The organism is Cupriavidus sp. HE11, assembly GCF_056097175.1.
Genome location: NZ_CP184464.1, coordinates 2599862 through 2615370 on the forward strand (window position 1 = coordinate 2599862; position 15509 = coordinate 2615370).

General features: G+C 66.1%; 14 protein-coding genes. 8 read left to right on the forward strand and 6 right to left on the reverse strand.

Annotation, left to right across the window (positions count from 1 at the left end; translation table 11 throughout):
• Positions 1-3: 3 nt before the first annotated feature.
• Positions 4-1536, reverse strand: coding sequence for a DASS family sodium-coupled anion symporter (locus tag ACOABP_RS12055; RefSeq protein ID WP_474225230.1), 1533 nt, complete (start codon positions 1534-1536; stop codon positions 4-6).
• Positions 1537-1862: 326 nt separating this feature from the next.
• On the opposite strand from ACOABP_RS12055, the gene ACOABP_RS12060 reads away from it, so the two are divergent.
• Complete coding sequence (locus ACOABP_RS12060; protein WP_474225232.1) at positions 1863-2639, forward strand: tyrosine-protein phosphatase; 777 nt, start codon at positions 1863-1865, stop codon at positions 2637-2639.
• Between the two features lie 4 nt (positions 2640-2643).
• On the opposite strand, the gene ACOABP_RS12065 is transcribed toward ACOABP_RS12060, so the two are convergent.
• A complete protein-coding gene (locus ACOABP_RS12065; RefSeq protein ID WP_474225234.1) occupies positions 2644-3867 on the reverse strand; it encodes an acetate/propionate family kinase in 1224 nt (407 codons plus the stop codon).
• A gap of 12 nt (positions 3868-3879) precedes the next feature.
• Positions 3880-4827, reverse strand: coding sequence for a bifunctional enoyl-CoA hydratase/phosphate acetyltransferase (locus ACOABP_RS12070; protein WP_474225236.1), 948 nt, complete (start codon positions 4825-4827; stop codon positions 3880-3882).
• 269 nt (positions 4828-5096) lie between these two features.
• On the opposite strand from ACOABP_RS12070, the gene ACOABP_RS12075 reads away from it, so the two are divergent.
• The 5 genes from ACOABP_RS12075 (at position 5097) to ACOABP_RS12095 (ending at position 10024) form a co-directional block, all read left to right on the forward strand.
• Entirely contained in the window at positions 5097-7418 is a 2322-nt protein-coding gene (locus ACOABP_RS12075) for a DUF3141 domain-containing protein (protein ID WP_474225238.1), read from the forward strand.
• Between the two features lie 86 nt (positions 7419-7504).
• Positions 7505-8284 carry an enoyl-ACP reductase FabI gene (fabI, locus tag ACOABP_RS12080; RefSeq protein ID WP_474225240.1) on the forward strand — a complete coding sequence of 260 codons (780 nt, stop codon included), beginning with the start codon at positions 7505-7507 and terminating at the stop codon, positions 8282-8284.
• 91 nt (positions 8285-8375) lie between these two features.
• On the forward strand, positions 8376-8618 hold the full coding sequence (locus ACOABP_RS12085) for an RNA recognition motif domain-containing protein (RefSeq protein WP_474225242.1): 243 nt from the start codon (positions 8376-8378) through the stop codon (positions 8616-8618).
• Positions 8619-8698: 80 nt separating this feature from the next.
• The gene (locus tag ACOABP_RS12090) at positions 8699-9502 is read left to right on the forward strand and encodes a TOBE domain-containing protein (protein WP_474225244.1); all 804 of its coding nucleotides are present in this window, start codon (positions 8699-8701) and stop codon (positions 9500-9502) included.
• A 3-nt stretch (positions 9503-9505) separates the two neighbouring features.
• Positions 9506-10024: a class IV adenylate cyclase gene (locus ACOABP_RS12095; protein WP_474225246.1), complete on the forward strand. Its 519-nt coding sequence runs from the start codon at positions 9506-9508 to the stop codon at positions 10022-10024.
• 3 nt (positions 10025-10027) lie between these two features.
• On the opposite strand, the gene ACOABP_RS12100 is transcribed toward ACOABP_RS12095, so the two are convergent.
• The 3 genes from ACOABP_RS12100 to modA all read right to left on the reverse strand — a co-directional run bounded on the left by ACOABP_RS12100 (position 10028) and on the right by modA (position 12310).
• The gene (locus ACOABP_RS12100) at positions 10028-10750 is read right to left on the reverse strand and encodes a sulfate/molybdate ABC transporter ATP-binding protein (protein ID WP_474225248.1); all 723 of its coding nucleotides are present in this window, start codon (positions 10748-10750) and stop codon (positions 10028-10030) included.
• A 7-nt stretch (positions 10751-10757) separates the two neighbouring features.
• Positions 10758-11474 carry a molybdate ABC transporter permease subunit gene (gene modB, locus ACOABP_RS12105; protein ID WP_474225250.1) on the reverse strand — a complete coding sequence of 239 codons (717 nt, stop codon included), beginning with the start codon at positions 11472-11474 and terminating at the stop codon, positions 10758-10760.
• 65 nt (positions 11475-11539) lie between these two features.
• Complete coding sequence (modA, locus tag ACOABP_RS12110; protein WP_474225252.1) at positions 11540-12310, reverse strand: molybdate ABC transporter substrate-binding protein; 771 nt, start codon at positions 12308-12310, stop codon at positions 11540-11542.
• Between the two features lie 275 nt (positions 12311-12585).
• On the opposite strand from modA, the gene ACOABP_RS12115 reads away from it, so the two are divergent.
• Both ACOABP_RS12115 and ACOABP_RS12120 read left to right on the forward strand, forming a co-directional pair.
• Positions 12586-14661: a bifunctional 2',3'-cyclic-nucleotide 2'-phosphodiesterase/3'-nucleotidase gene (locus tag ACOABP_RS12115; protein ID WP_474225254.1), complete on the forward strand. Its 2076-nt coding sequence runs from the start codon at positions 12586-12588 to the stop codon at positions 14659-14661.
• 10 nt (positions 14662-14671) lie between these two features.
• Complete coding sequence (locus ACOABP_RS12120; protein WP_474225256.1) at positions 14672-15496, forward strand: tetratricopeptide repeat protein; 825 nt, start codon at positions 14672-14674, stop codon at positions 15494-15496.
• The last annotated feature ends 13 nt before the right edge of the window (positions 15497-15509 follow it).

A 15509-nucleotide genomic window follows, 5' to 3' on the forward strand; every position in this document is an offset into this window, starting at 1 on the left:
GCCTCACACCCAGCCCAGCCAGCGCCAGTACGTCGAGGCGAACAGCAGCATCAGCAGGTAGCCGATGATCGTGACTGGGATGCCGACACGGGCGAACTGCTTGCCGTTGAAGGTGTCGGTGCCCAGGCAGACCATGTTCTGCGGGGCATTGATCGGCAGGATGAAGCCAAAGCTGACCGTGAAGCCCAGCAGCATCGTCATGCCCACCTTGTTGATGTCGCCGGGCAGCGTCTGCAGGACGGAGATCAGGATCGGCAGCAGTGCCGCGGTCAATGCCGTGGCACTGGCAAAGCCCAGGTGGATCAGGATCAGGAAGGCCGCCAGCACCGCGAAGACCATCAGCGTGCCATGGTCGGCCAGGCCCGAATGCGTGACCACGAACTTGCCCAGCCATTGGCCGGCCTGCGTGGTCAGCAGGGCAGTGCCCAGGCTGATGCCGACGCCGAACACGATCAGCGTGCCCCACGGGGTGCGCTGCTGCATCGTCTTCCAGTCCATCACGCCGATGCGCGGCATCATCAGGATTACCAGGCCCACGAACGTGATGGTGGCGGTGTCGAAGGCGTGCAGCTTGCCTTCGGTGGCCCAGAACAGCAACAGCCCGATGGCTACCGCTGCCAGCCGCTTCTGGGGGCCGGTCATCGGCCCAAGCGCGGCCAGTTCGCGCTGCACGGCCTCCTTGCCGCCGGCGATGGCATCGGTTTCGGGCGGCAGCAGCCAGCGCACCAGGAAGTACAGCACCGCCGACATGATGATGGCCCAGGGCGCACCTGCAATCAGCCATTGCAGCCACGTCACGCGCTCGCCCAGCAGCTTGTCCATGAAGCCGGCGGTCAGCAGGTTTTGCGCGGCGGCAGTCTGGATGCCAACGTTCCACACGCTGGTAGCCAAGGCCACCATGATCATGATGCCGGCTGCGATATTCGACTTCTTGTCGACGCCGAACGCGGCAATCACGCCCATCATGATCGGCACCGTGCAGGCGCTGCGCGCGGTGGCGCTGGGCACCACCAGGCTCAGGATGATGGTGACCGCGATGGTGCCGATCAGGATGCGGCGCGTGCTGGTGCCGATGGCCGACAACGTGACCAGTGCGATACGCCGGTCCAGTCCGGTGACGGTCATGGCCGCCGAGATGAACAGCGCGGCAGCCACCAGGGCCAGCGCGGTATTCGAGAATCCGGCCAGCGCCATGCCCAGCGCACGCGACGTGCCGTAGATGGTGTTCGGATCGTTGACGGTTGGCGCAAAGCCGATCAGCCCGGCCATCAGCGACGTGATCATGATGGCGCTGGTCTCGTAGGTGACGGCTTCGGTAATCCACACCACCACGGCGAAGGCCAGGATGGCGAGCATGCGCTGGCCGGCCACGGGCAGATCGGGTGGCATCGGCACCATCAGCACCGCGATGAGGACGACGACGGCGGCGTAGAGACCCCAGTGAATGCGAAGCTTGGGGGCGGCAGGTGCAGCGGCGGTGGCGGCGGTGGCGGCAGTGGCGCCGGCGCCGGCAGGAGAGATTTGCGGATCAGGCATTGTGATGTCCTTGGAACGGATCAGCCTGTCAAACGCGTCGTGCCTTGTCGTGTCGCCTTGCGTCGCGACGCGTGGTTCGCCGCGTTCGACATAGGGTCATTATGTGAAAGGCGTCACTCGGTGCCAAGGCGATGACCCTTGCCAGCTTGCCTTGGATCAACTCTCTGCCGTGTCAACCGTTGTCGACTGAAATGCCTTGTTGCAAGCGCGACAACGGTTGAACGGATATGGTGGTAACCATGGTGTCGCCGCCGCGGACGATCTGAAATAATTGGTGCCGATGCTGAACGATCTCGAATGCGTATCGTGTGATGCGCCAACAAGCCATGCAGACCCAGACTGAACATTGCGCGGTCGCCACCATGCGGCCTTGCCTGGACCTGGAGACCATTGCCAACGCCCGCGACCTGGGCGGGCTGGCCGGTCACGCCGGACGTCACATCCGGCAAAACAGGTTGTATCGCAGTGCCAATCCCGCACTCGGTTGTGCCGCGGATCTCGACAAGCTGCACGCATTGCAGCTGGACATCGTGGTCGACTTCCGGTCGTCAGGCGAGAAGTCGCCCGCCGAGGAAGCCTTCGGCGAACGGTTCGAATGGCTGGCAGTGCCAGTGCTCGACGGCACGATGTCGATGGACGTGCTGCTGCCGCGGCTGCGTGCCAGCAATGCCGCGCAGATGCACGGCTTCATGCTCGACGTGTATCGGGATTTTCCGGTGCGCTATCGCGACGCGTTCGGTACGTTCATGCGGCATGCCGAAGCGGGCAAGACGCTCTACTACCACTGCACGGCGGGCAAGGACCGCACCGGCTTTGCGTCGTTGCTGCTGCTGAGTGCGCTTGGGGTGTCGCAGGACGAGATCGTGGCCAACTACCTTGAATCGAACCACTGGAACCAGCGCTTCAATGAAAGGATGCTGGCCGGCGTGGGTCAGATCGGTGTGACGGCCGATGCGATGCTGCCGCTGCTGGAGGTACGCCCCGAATACATCGAGGCTTCGATGGATGCAATCACCACGACGTATGGCAGCCTCGAACGGTTCCTGGCCGACGACCTCGGCGTGGACGCCGCATTGCTGCGGGACCACTACCTCGCATCGTAGGGCGTCATAGCCCGCCGCAGTCGCGCAGGATTCGCGCCGTCGACAGCGCGATCATGCCTTCCTCGTCGGTAGGCAGCACCAGTACCGGGATGCGGCTCGCATCGCGGCTCACACGCCGGCAGTTGTCGCCGTTGGCGGTGGGGTCCAGCGAGACGCCGAACAGGTCGGTCAGATGCGCGCAGATGCGGGCGCGTATGTCGGGCGAATTGGCGCCGATGCCGGCCGTGAAGACCAGGGCGTCCAGGCCGCCGAGCGTGACCGCCAGCTTGCCGATTTCCTGGGCGGCGCGATACGCGTAGAAATCGACGGCCAGCTTTGCACGCGGGCTGTCGCTTGCCAGCAGCGCCCGCATGTCGCTGCTGATGCCCGAGATACCCTTCAGCCCCGATTGCCCATACAGCATCGACTGGATCGCGTCGGCGCTCATGCCCTGTGCGGCCAGGTACAGCACCGCGCCAGGATCGATCGAACCGCAGCGCGTGCCCATCGGCATGCCGTCGAGCGCGGTCAGGCCCATGGTCGAATCCACGCTCTTGCCGCCGTGCATCGCGCACAGGCTGGCGCCGTTGCCCAGGTGCGCCACGATGACACGACCTTCGGCCAGGTCGGGCGCCACCTGCCTGAGGCGGCGCGCGATATACGCGTACGACAGGCCGTGAAAGCCATAGCGCCGCACGCCCCGCTCGTAGTACTCGTAGGGCAGGGCCATCAGCTGCGCCAGTTCGTCGCGGCCCACATGGAACGCCGTATCGAAGCAGGCCACCTGCAGCAGCTCGGGCGCCGCGCCGCGGATGGCGCGGATCGCGGTCAGGTTGTGCGGCTGGTGCAGCGGCGCCAGCGGCACCAGCGTTTCCAGCTTGGCAATCACCTCATCGTCGATGCGTACCGCATCGGCAAAGTCGCTGCCGCCATGTACCACGCGATGGCCGATGGCGACGGGTGGCGTATCGCGCAGCGCCACGCTCAGCGTCAGGCGGATCAGCCTGAACGCGGCGTCGTGGTCCGCCACCTGCTCGACGGGAAATTTCTGGTCGGTAACCTCGCGGCCATCGGCCATGCGGGCCACCAGGCGCGGCGCCACGCCGATGCCTTCGATCTGACCATTCGCGGCCAGCGACGGCTGGATGTCGACGTTCTCGTGCGCTGCGTCGGGCACCACGTAGATCGACACCTTGACGCTCGACGAACCGGCGTTGACAACGAGAATGACGGGATGGGGTGTGCTCACGCCGGGGTCTCCTCAGGCCGGTACGGTGGTTTGCGAGGTGCGCCGCGCATGCGCCAGCAGCACCGCGATGGCGCAGCTGCCAATGCGGGCGCGCACGCTGTCGGCACGGCTGGTCAGGATGACCGGCACGCGCGCACCCAGCACGATGCCCGCGGCTTCCGCGCCGGCCAGGAACGTCAACTGCTTCGCCAGCATGTTGCCGGCCTCCAGGTCCGGCACCAGCAGGATGTCGGGATCGCCCGCCACGTCAGACTTGATGCCCTTGGTGTCGGCCGCGGCCTTGCTGATCGCGTTGTCGAACGCCAGCGGGCCGTCGAGCAGGCCGCCTTCGATCTGCCCGCGCAGACTCATCATGCAGAGGGCGGCGGCGTCGATCGTCGACGGGATCTTGTCGGTTACGGTCTCCACCGCCGACAGGATCGCCACCTTGGGCCGATCGACTCCGAGCACGCGCACCAGGTCGATGGCATTGCGCACGATGTCCGCCTTCTCGTTCAGCGTGGGAAAGATGTTGACCGCCGCATCGGTGATGAACAGCGGCTTGTGATAGCTGGGCACATCCATCGCGAACACGTGCGACAGGCGCCGCCCTGTGCGCAGGCCGCTGGCGCTGCGCGCCACCGCGTGCAGCAGTTCGTCGCTGTGCAGACTGCCTTTCATCAGCAGTTCGGCGCGGCCGGTGCGCACGGCCTCGACCGCACATTCCGCCGACGCATGGCTGTGCGCGGCGTCGATGATCGCGGTGTCGCCCAGGGCGAGGCCATGCTCCTCGGCCACGGCACGGATGCGTGCGGCCGGGCCGCACAGGATCGGCACGATCAGCCCGAGCCGGGCGGCTTCCAGCGCGCCATCGAGCGACGAATAGTCGCAGGGATGGGCCACGGCGGTCGGGATGGGCGGAAGGCCCTCGCAGCGGGCAAGCAACCGGGCGTACTTGTCGTCGGACGATGGTGTCGGCATGGGCAGGTACCTGGAAATCCATCGGAACAGCAACCGGCAAGGCACGGATGCTGCGTTGCGCAAACAGCTTCGAGCCAGTATAGGCCACCGCGAGCGTCGTATCGATGACTTGCTTTTGTCATATGCAAGGCCGACTGTCGCATTGGACTTTGGTAACGGTTGTCACGCCGCCCCGAGGCTGGTAGATTTTTGCTGTTGCATCGCAGCAAGCGTTGTTTGCGCCACGCTGCACGCCACCTGACTCCGCCAATCCCCAAGGAGAAACGGAAATGAATGCACGCCAACCTGTTCCGGGGCAAACGTCCGGGCAGGACGCCGCCGCCCAGGCCGCCACGCCGGGCCAGCCGGCCGACACGACTGCTCCGGCCGCGCCCCCCACTTCAGCCAGTTTCCCCTTCCCCTTTGCGATGTTGCCACCGGTGCCGATGAACCCGGTGGCGCAGGCCGCCTGGGAATACGGGCTCGACGCCTGGCAGCGCTCCATCCTGTTCCTGGATGTCCTGCGCCGCCGTGGCAACGAGACCGAGGAGCACGAGCGCGGCGGCATGCCGCCCGTGCTGGTGTTCGACTACGAAGTGCTGATGGACGGGCGCGACCTGCCCCGGCCGGTCAACTACGCACTGTTGCGCATCGTGCCGCCTGACGCGCATCCCACCGACATGACCAAGCGTCCGTTCGTGGTGATGGACCCGCGGGCAGGACACGGCCCGGGCATCGGCGGCTTCAAGGCCGACAGTGAAATCGGCAACGCGATCCGCACCGGGCATCCGTGCTACTTCATCACGTTCTTCCGCGACCCGTGTCCGGGACAGACGATCGAGGATGTGGCGCGTACAGAGGGCAAGTTCCTGCGGGCGGTGGCGGAGCGCCATCCCGATGCGCCGGGCAAGCCCTTCGTCGTCGGCAATTGCCAGGCCGGATGGGCGCTGCTGATCCTGGCGGCCGCGTCGCCGGAAGCCACCGGGCCGATCCTGCTGGCCGGTGCGCCGGTGGCGTACTGGTCGGGCGTGCGCGGCAAGAATCCGATGCGCTATTCGGGCGGGCTGCTTGGCGGCACGTGGCTGTCGTCGCTGGCGGCTGACCTGGGCAATGGCCGCTTCGACGGCGCCTGGCTGGTGCAGAATTTCGAGAAGCTGAACCCGTCGAACACGCTCTGGGAAAAGCTGTACAACGTCTACGCCAAGGTCGATACGGAAGGGCCGCGCTTCCTGGAGTTCGAGCGCTGGTGGGGCGGGCACTTCCTGATGAACCGCGGCGAGATCGACTGGATCGTGCAGAACCTGTTCGTCGGCAACCACCTGACGGCCGGCGAAGTGCGCAGCAGCGACGGCCAGACCGTGATCGACCTGCGCAACGTGCGCTCGCCGGTGATCGTGTTTGCCTCCTGGGGGGACAACATCACGCCGCCGCAGCAGGCGCTGAACTGGATTCCCGATCTCTATGCGAACGTGGACGAACTGGTCGCCAACCAGCAGACCATCGTCTATTGCCTGCATCCGTCCATCGGGCACCTGGGCATTTTCGTGTCGGGCAGCGTCGCCAACAAGGAGCACTCGGAGCTGTTCTGTGCGCTCGACCTTATCGACGTGCTGCCCCCGGGGCTGTACGAAGCGAAGATCGAGGACGTTGCGCCTGATTCCCCGCACAGCGAACTGATCGAGGGCCGCTACCTGGTGCGCTTCGAACGTCGGACCATCGACGATATCCTCGCGCTTGACGACGGCCGCGAGGACGAGCAGCCGTTCGAGGTCGTGCGCCGCGTGGCCGAGATCAACCAGCATCTCTACGATACGTATGCATCGCCGTTCGTCCGGGCCATGTCGAACGAGGCCACGGCCGAGGGCATTCGTGCGATCCACCCGTCGCGGCTGGAACGCTCGCTGTTTGCCGATGGCAATCCGTGGATGCAGTGGGTGGCCGCGATGGCACCGGTCGTGCGCGACGCGCGCCAGCCGGTGTCTCCCGGCAATCCGTTCCTGGCGATGCAGCAGGCCGTGTCCGACCAGATCGTGCGCTCGCTGGACCAGTATCGCGATGCGCGCGACGCCTGGCAGGAGCGCATGTTCGAATCGATCTACGCCACGCCGTGGCTGCCGGCAATGCTGGGCATGACGGCCACGCCGAAGGCGCCGGAGTCACCCGCCATCACGGCGCTGCGCAAGCAGGTGGCCGAGTTGCGCCGGCGCGAAGCCGAGCGCGATATCGGCACCGGCACTGCGCTCGATGCCTTCCTGCGCGTGCTGTCCTATGTGACGCAGGGGCGCTCGGCCATCGAGGAGCGCCCGTTCAACCTGCTGCGCAAGCTGGCGCGGGAAAACCCGCCGGAACAGCGCATCACGCTGGCGGACTTCAAGGAAGCGGTGCGGCGGCAGAGCTATATCGTCAGCCTGGACCCCGAAGGGGCCATCCAGGCGTTGCCAGCACTGGTGCCCGAGATGAAGGAGCGCCGTCGCATCATGGTGCTGGCGCATCGCGTGCTGACGGTTGGCGGCCCGCTCGATGCGGAATGGCTGGCCCGCTATCGGGAAGTGGCCGAGGTGTTCGGCACCGACCACGGCAACGGCAAGGCCACGCAGGAAGCGCAGGCGTAGCGGTATGTCGCTGGCTTTCCCTCCTGTGCCGCGAACCGCGGACGGAGGGCAGGCCCGCAGAAAGGCAAACAACGGGAGGTTTGCTCATGCTCCAGGTTCCTAGTCCCCCGCTGTCCGGCAATCGCGTGCTCGTCGTTGGCGTTGCCAACGAGGATTCCATTGCCTGGGGCTGCGCACGTGCGTTTCACGAGATGGGTGCCGAGGTGGCGCTGACCTATCTGAACGACAAGGCCTACCCGCATGTGGCGCCGCTGGCCGAGCAGATCGCGTCACCGATCCTGATGCCGCTGAATGTGGAAGACGACGCGCAGATGGACGCGCTGTTCGCGCGCATTGGCGAGGTCTGGGGGCGGCTCGACTCGGTCGTGCATTCGGTGGCCTTTGCGCCGAAGGCGGATCTGCAAGGCGGGCTGCTGCAATCGTCGGCCGCCGGTTTTGCGCGGGCCATGGACGTGTCGTGCCATTCGTTCATCCGCATGGCGCGCCGGGCCGTGCCGCTGATGGGGCAGGGCGGCACGATGTTCGCGATGAGCTATGACGGCGCCAACCGCGTGGTGCCGAACTACGACCTGATGGGGCCGGTCAAGGCCGCGCTGGAGGCCACCTGCCGCTACCTGGCCTACGAGCTTGGACCCAAGGGCATTCGCGTGCATGCAATCTCGCCAGGGCCGCTCAAGACTCGTGCGGCCTCCGGGCTCAAGGATTTCGATGTCTTGCTGGCCGAGGCGGCCGGCAGGGCGCCGCTGGGCGAACTGGTCGACATCATGGATGTCGGTTTCGCCACCGCGTACCTGGCCACGCCCTATGCACGTCGCGTATCGGGCAATACCGTGTACGTGGACGGTGGCGTACACATCATGGCTTGAAACGTGCGATAGCCGCATCGCCCGGCCGCCACGCGGCAAAGCGCGGCCTAGAATACATGCATCACCACTTTCCAACTGGGGAGAGGCTGTCATGCAGGTGTTGATCCGCGGGCTGCATCGTGATGTAACCGAGGAAATGCTGCGCGAAAAACTCAAGGACTACGCCAAGGTGAACTCCGTCGAGATCGTGCGCGATGGCGACGCCAACCACCCCTGGGCGTGGGTCGACCTGGCGGTCGACCCGTTCACCTGCTGGCGCCTGCTGCGCCAGCTCGACAAGCAGTACTTTGCCGGCAGCGTCATGCGCTGGTACATCCCCGCCCACCAGAGCTGACGCCAGATCCGCCGCCAGTCACGCATCGGGTGCTTCTGGCGGTACCATACGCATTCCCTTCATTACATACGAGTCAGCGCATGCTCGAACTCCAGGGCGCGATCTGGTTTCGCGCCGGCAAGCAGGATTGGGGCGGCCGCGACCGCATCGCGCTGCTGGCCGCCATCGGCGAACATGGCTCGATCACGGCCGCCGCGCGCGCCGTGGGCATCAGCTACAAGGGCGCATGGGATGCCATCGACGCCATGAACAACAGCGCCGGCGAGCCACTGGTGGTACGCGCCGCCGGCGGAAAGGGCGGCGGCGGTACACGGCTCACGGAACGGGCCGGGCGGCTGATTGCCACCTACCGCGCCATGGAAGCCGAGCACGCGCGGTTCATTGCCCACCTGGAACGGGCCGGCGCGATGTCCGATGCCAATCCCGAGGATATTCACCTGATCCAACGCATGATGATCCAGACCAGTGCGCGCAACAAGCTGTTCGGCCGCGTGGAAGCCGTGCGGACCGGTGCCGTCAACGACGAAGTCACGCTGACGCTGCCGGGCGGCCTGCGCATCGTGTCCACCATCACGCACGAGAGCGTGGAGACGCTGGGCCTGGCCCCGGGTGCCGAGGCATTCGCACTGGTCAAGGCGTCGTCCGTGCTGATCGGGCTGCCGGACCCTGCCGTGCGCCTCTCCGCACGCAACCAGTTGCCTGGCAAGGTGGCCCGCCTGGTGCCTGGTGCCGTCAATGCCGAGGTGGTGCTCGAACTCGATGGCGGCGGTACCGTGGCGGCCATTATCAATAATGGCGCGCTGGCCGACCTGGACCTGAAGGAAGGCGTGCGCGCGCTGGCTATCTTCAAGGCGTCCAGCGTCATCCTGGGCACGATGATCTGAGCCATGGCACGCAATGTGGAAATCAAGGCGCGTATCGACAGCGTCGACGCACTGGTGCCCCGCGCCGCGGCCATCGCCACCGAGGGCCCGGAACGGATCGAGCAGGACGACACGTTTTTTCCGTGCCCGAACGGGCGCCTCAAGCTGCGCGCCTTCGATGCGACGTCGGGCCAGCTGATCTTCTACGCGCGGCCGGACCAGGCGGGGCCGAAGGAGAGTTTCTACATCCTGTCGCCCACGGCGTCGCCCGACACGCTGCGCGAGGCGCTCACTGCCGCGCATGGCATCAGCGGCCGGGTGCGCAAGGTGCGCACACTGTTCCTGGTGGGACGCACCCGCGTGCATCTGGACCGCGTGGAAGGTCTGGGCGATTTCCTGGAACTGGAAGTGGTACTGCGCGACGGCGAGGCGGTTGATGCCGGCGTGGCAGAGGCCCACGCGCTGATGGCGTGGCTGGGCGTGGCGCCCGATGCATTGATCGAGGGCGCCTATCTGGACCTGCTGCGCCAGCAGGCCCCCTGAACGCTAGATGGCGTGAGCGCTGACGGGCGCGTAAATCGGCGGATGCCGGTCGGCGCGGCCGCTGGCGTGGATGCGGCCATCGCGGATTTCCAGCACGTGGTCGCCCAGTACCTCGACGTCTTCGGGATCGTGCGAGATCATCAGCATCGGTACATCCAGGCTTTCCTGCAGCGCCCGCAGTTCCTCTCGCATGCGCACGCGCAAGGCGGGGTCCAGTGCCGAGAACGGTTCGTCCAGCAGCAGGATATCGGGCCGGGCCACCAGCGCGCGGGCCAGTGCCACGCGCTGCTTCTGTCCGCCTGAAATCTGCGACGGATACTGGTTGACGATCTCGCGCAGACCGAACGCGTCGACCCAGCGCGCGGCCTCGGGCGGCAGCGCACGGCGTGCAGGGTTGCGCCAGCCCTGCCTGAGCCCGAACGCGATGTTCTGCGATACGGTCAGGTGCGGGAACAGCGCGTAGTCCTGGAACAGGTAGGCCACGCGGCGCTCCTGTGGCCGTACGTCGACGCCGGTATCGCTGTCGAACAGCGTGCGGCCGTTCAGCACGATGCGCCCGCTGTCGGGCGCCATCAGGCCGGCAATGGCCCGCAGCGTCAGGCTCTTGCCTGCGCCGGACGGGCCGAATAGCGCAATGCGCCGGCTATCCGATTCGAACGAAATATCGAGCGCGAAATGACGATCTTGCGATGCCATGCGCTTGCGGACGGTGATCTGCATGCTCATGGCAATGTCATCCGGTGATGGCGTCGCGCCGGAACTTGCGCCGCTCGAACACGTTGCCGGTGCCGCGCTGCGCCGGTGGCACCAGTCGGGCCGCCACCACAAGCAGCACGATGCAGGTCACGGAGGTCACCAGCACCAGCAGGTTGGCGGTGTCGTCGTTGCCGGCCTGCACGGCTTCGTAGATGGCGACCGACAGCGTCTGGGTGCGGCCGGGCAGGTTGCCGGCCACCATCAGCGTGGCGCCGAATTCGCCCAGTGCACGGGCAAACGCCAGCAGCACGCCGGCCACGATGCCGGGCAGCGCCATGGGCAGCGTCACGCGGAAGAAGATGGCCGATTCGGAGATGCCCAGCACACGGGCCGCATTCTCGAGCTGGTGATCGACGCCTTCGAACGCGGCGCGTGCCGACTTCAGCACCAGCGGGAAGGCCACCACGGTCGAGGCCAGCACCGCGCCCTGCCAGGTGAAAACCAGTTCGATGCCCAGGTTTTCGAGCCAGGCACCGAACACGCCACGGCGTCCCACCAGCACCAGCAGGTAGTAGCCCAGCACGGTAGGGGGCAGCACCAGCGGCAGCGTCAGGATCGCGTCGACCACATCGCGCGCCCGCGAGCGCCAGCGCGCAATGGCATAGGCCGCGGCCACGCCCAGCACGGCATTGAGCAACGTGGCCCATCCCGCCACCTTGAGCGACAGCAGCAGCGGAATCCAGACAGCATCCATGACGATAAATTCAGACAGTGATTCGGAGGTGCAAGGCTACCAGAGCAGGCCGGGCGATCCCGGCGTCAGGGCTTCTGGAAGCCGTACTTGGCCAGTGTGGCCTGGCCTTCGGGCGACAGCACGTACTGCACGAACGCGTTGGCCTGGGGCGCCTGCTTGCTCTGCGTGGTGACGGCGATGGGGTAGGTCACCGGCGTGGTGGTCGGCACGCGCGTGGCGACCTTGACCTTGTCGGGCATCACGGCGGCGTCGGTGGCGAACACGAAGCCGGCATCGACTTCGCCACGTGCTACGTAGTCCAGCGCCTGGCGCACGTTCTGGGCCGGCACGCCCTTGGCCTCGACCGCGCCCCACAGGCCTTGCGATTCCAGCGCGCCCTTGGTGTAGCGGCCCACAGGTACCGACGACGGATTGCCGTAGGCGATGCGCTTGATGTCGCCGCGCGTCAGGTCCTTGGCCGCCGCGATGTTCAGCTTGCTGTCATGCGGCACGATCAGCACGATCGCGTTGGCCGCGAAATCCTTGCGGGTGGTGGCCTGCACCACCTTCTCGCTCTCGGCCTTGTCCATGGCGCTCTGGTCGGCCGAGGCGAACACGTCGGCCGGGGCACCCTTGACGATCTGCTGCATCAGCACGTCCGACGCGCCAAAGTTCAGCACCACCTTGGTATCGGGGTGGGCGCGCTCGAACTGCTCGCCCAGCTGCTTGAACGCGTTGGTCAGGCTGGCGGCGGCGGACACCACCAGGTCGGCGGCAAAGGCCGACGGCGCGGCCAGGGTCAGGGCAACCAGGGCGGCGCCGGCAGCGGCACGGCGCGCAAAGGGATAGAGGCTCATGGCAGATGCGTCAGGAAAGAGTGATGGAGTGCTCGATGGTTTGCATTCGCAATATAAGCGTCTATATAACGAAGCGTCAATTGCGCAATCGGATAACGGTCTTCAGCCAATCGGAATAGTCCTGCCCGGCCCGATCGAGCACAAATATGACGTTTTTGTCATATGTGTACGGATTGTCACAGTAATGACGCGGTTTCGCCACTTCCCTGCCATCCCGGCTTCCGACAATCCCCGGGCTGCACCTAATACAGAAAACAACAGGGAAATCCGAGACCATGCAACTCCATCGCATCCGGGCCGCCTTGCTGGCGGCCATGGCCGCCACCGCGCTGGCCGCCTGCGGCTCCGACGACAACAACAGCAACGCGGGCAGCGGCAGCAACGGCGACAACAGCAACAACGGCAATACGTCGATCCCGGCTGGCACCAAGTCCATGCTGGCACTGCTGGAAACCACCGACCTGCACACCAATGTGCTGAGCTATGACTATTTCAAGCTCGCCGAGGACAAGTCGATCGGTTTCGAGCGCGTCGCCACGCTGATCAAGGCAGCCCGCGCCGAATTCCCGAACAGCATGCTGCTGGACAACGGCGACACCATCCAGGGCACCGCGCTGTCCGACTACCAGGCGCTGGTCAAGCCGATCGGCTGCAGCGAGACGCTGGCGATGTACAAGGTGATGAACGCGGCCGGCTTCGACGGCGGCGGCATCGGCAACCACGAATTCAACTACGGCCTGCAGTATCTGAGCCAGGTCACGGGCAACCGCTTCAATGTCGATGGCCTGCCCGATCCGTCCGCGCAGCAGACCTGCGCCGGTCCGAAGTTTCCGCAGGTGCTGGCTAACGTCTACAGCGTTAAGACGCGCCAGCCGCTGTTCCAGCCGTATGCCATCCTGAACAAGACGATCACGGCCACCGGCCCCGACGGCAAGACCGTCTCGGCGCCGATCAAGGTCGGCATCATCGGCTTTGCGCCGCCGGCCATCCTGAGCTGGGACAAGCGCTGGCTTGACGGCAAGGTCTACACCGAAGGCGTGGTCGAGACCGCGAAGAAGTACATCCCCGAAATGCGTGCCAAGGGCGCCGACCTCGTGGTCGTGATCTCGCACGGCGGCCTGGATAACTCCACGTACTCGCCGACGATGGAGAACGGCAGCTACCACCTGTCGACGGTGGATGGCGTGGATGCGATGCTGATCGGCCACTCGCACCAGATTTTCCCCGACGCCAACAGCACGGTGAGCCAGTTCAACCTGCCGGGCGTCGACAAGGTCAAGGGCACGGTCAACGGCGTGCCGACCGTGATGGCGAACTACTGGGGCAAGCACCTGGGCGTGGTCAACCTGGCGCTGAACTACGACGGCAAGAAGTGGAGCGTCGACCGCGCCAACACCAAGGTGGAGGCCCGCTCGACCCAGAACGCCGACAAGACCTACGTAGCCGCCGACGCCAGCGTGGCGCCCGCCATCGACACCGAGCACCAGGCCACCATCCAGTACGTGAAGACGCCGATCGGCAGCACGAACTACAGCATGACGAGCTACTTCGCCGATGTGGGCGATCCGGGCGCGATCGAGATCGTGAACCAGGCGCAGGCCAAGTATGTGAAGGACTACATCACGGCCAACCTGCCGGCGCTGGCCTCGCTGCCGGTGCTGTCGGTGTCGGCACCGTTCAAGAGCGGCTTCGGTGGTGGCAATGACTACACCGACGTGGCGATGGGCAGCCTCGCCATCAACAACGCCGCCGACTTGTACCTGTACCCGAATACGGTCTACGCGGTGAAGGTCAATGGCGACGAACTGAAGGCGTGGCTGGAAACGGCGGCCAAGCGCTTCAACCGGATCGACCCGGCGGTGACCGCCGAGCAGCAACTGATCAGCACGTTCCCGGGCTACAACTTCGACATGTTCACCGACACGGACATGCAGTACGAGATCGATGTCACGCAGGCCGTGGGCAGCCGCATCAAGAACCTGACCTACAAGGGCTTGCCGGTGACGGCGGCCATGGACTTCATCGTGGCGACCAACAACTATCGCGCCAGCGGCGGCGGCAACTTCCCGGGCCTGGATGGCACGAAGACGGTCTATGCGTCGCCCGATGCCAACCGCGACGTGCTGATCCAGTACGTGAAGGACATCACCAACGTGACCCGTGTTGCCAACGGCAGCGCTCGCAGCTGGCACTTCACGAAGGTGGTGACCGCCGGCGACGTGGTGTTCAGCTCGGGGGTGGGGATGCTTGCCCAGGCAGCGGCGGGCGGCGTGGCCGGCGTGTCGCTGGTTGCGGCCGACGACGGCTCGGGCAAGAACCTGTCGAAGTACAAGATCGACCTGAACCAGTAATCCAAAAACGATGCAAGTCACTGCTACTGCTGCCGCCACTATTGCTCCTGCGCGCACCGCGTCACGACGCCTGCCGCGTATTCATCCGCTGTTCGTGGCGGCAACACTGGCCGTGACCGTGGCGGCCGCCGGCGTGGCCGGCGCTGCGGTGTGGCGGCATCAGTTCGACACGCGCCACGCCGAGCTGTCGCAGTGGCAGTTGCTGGCGACCTCGGCCGGCGATGCTTCGGCGCTGGATCAACTGCAACAGGCCGCCAGCGCCGGCGAGACCGCCGCGCGGGCCGCACTTGGCGAAACGCTGATGTCGCGCGCCGATGCGGCCACGCGCGCCGAAGGCGAACGCTGGATGCGCATGGCGGCAGACAGCGGCCATGTGCGCGCACAGTTCCTGCTCGGCAAGGCGGCCATGCTGGGCACGCTGGCATCGGGCCGGGCAGACCTGCCGTTGGCCTGGCGCCAGCTTGACGCGGCTGCGAACGGCGGCGATATCGGCGCGGCCTACTACCTGGGCCTGATGTATCGCGGCGGCCATGGCCGTACGCCTGACCCGGCCAGCGCGGCGCGCTGGTTAAAGGTGGCGGCCGACGGCGGCGTGGCGCAGGCCATGTTCATGCTGGGCAATGCCTATCGCGAAGGCGAAGGCGTGGCGCAGGACGATGCCCGCGCGGTGGCGTGGTACGAGGCGGCGGCCGAGCGCGAGCATCCGGCGTCGATCCAGACGCTGGCCATGGCCTATCGCAGCGGCGAACTGGGGCTCGCGCAGGACGACCGCAACTACCGCCAGCATATGGCCGAGGCCGCCCACGCACTCAAGCATCCGGCGATCAATCCTTGATTGGTGCGCCGCG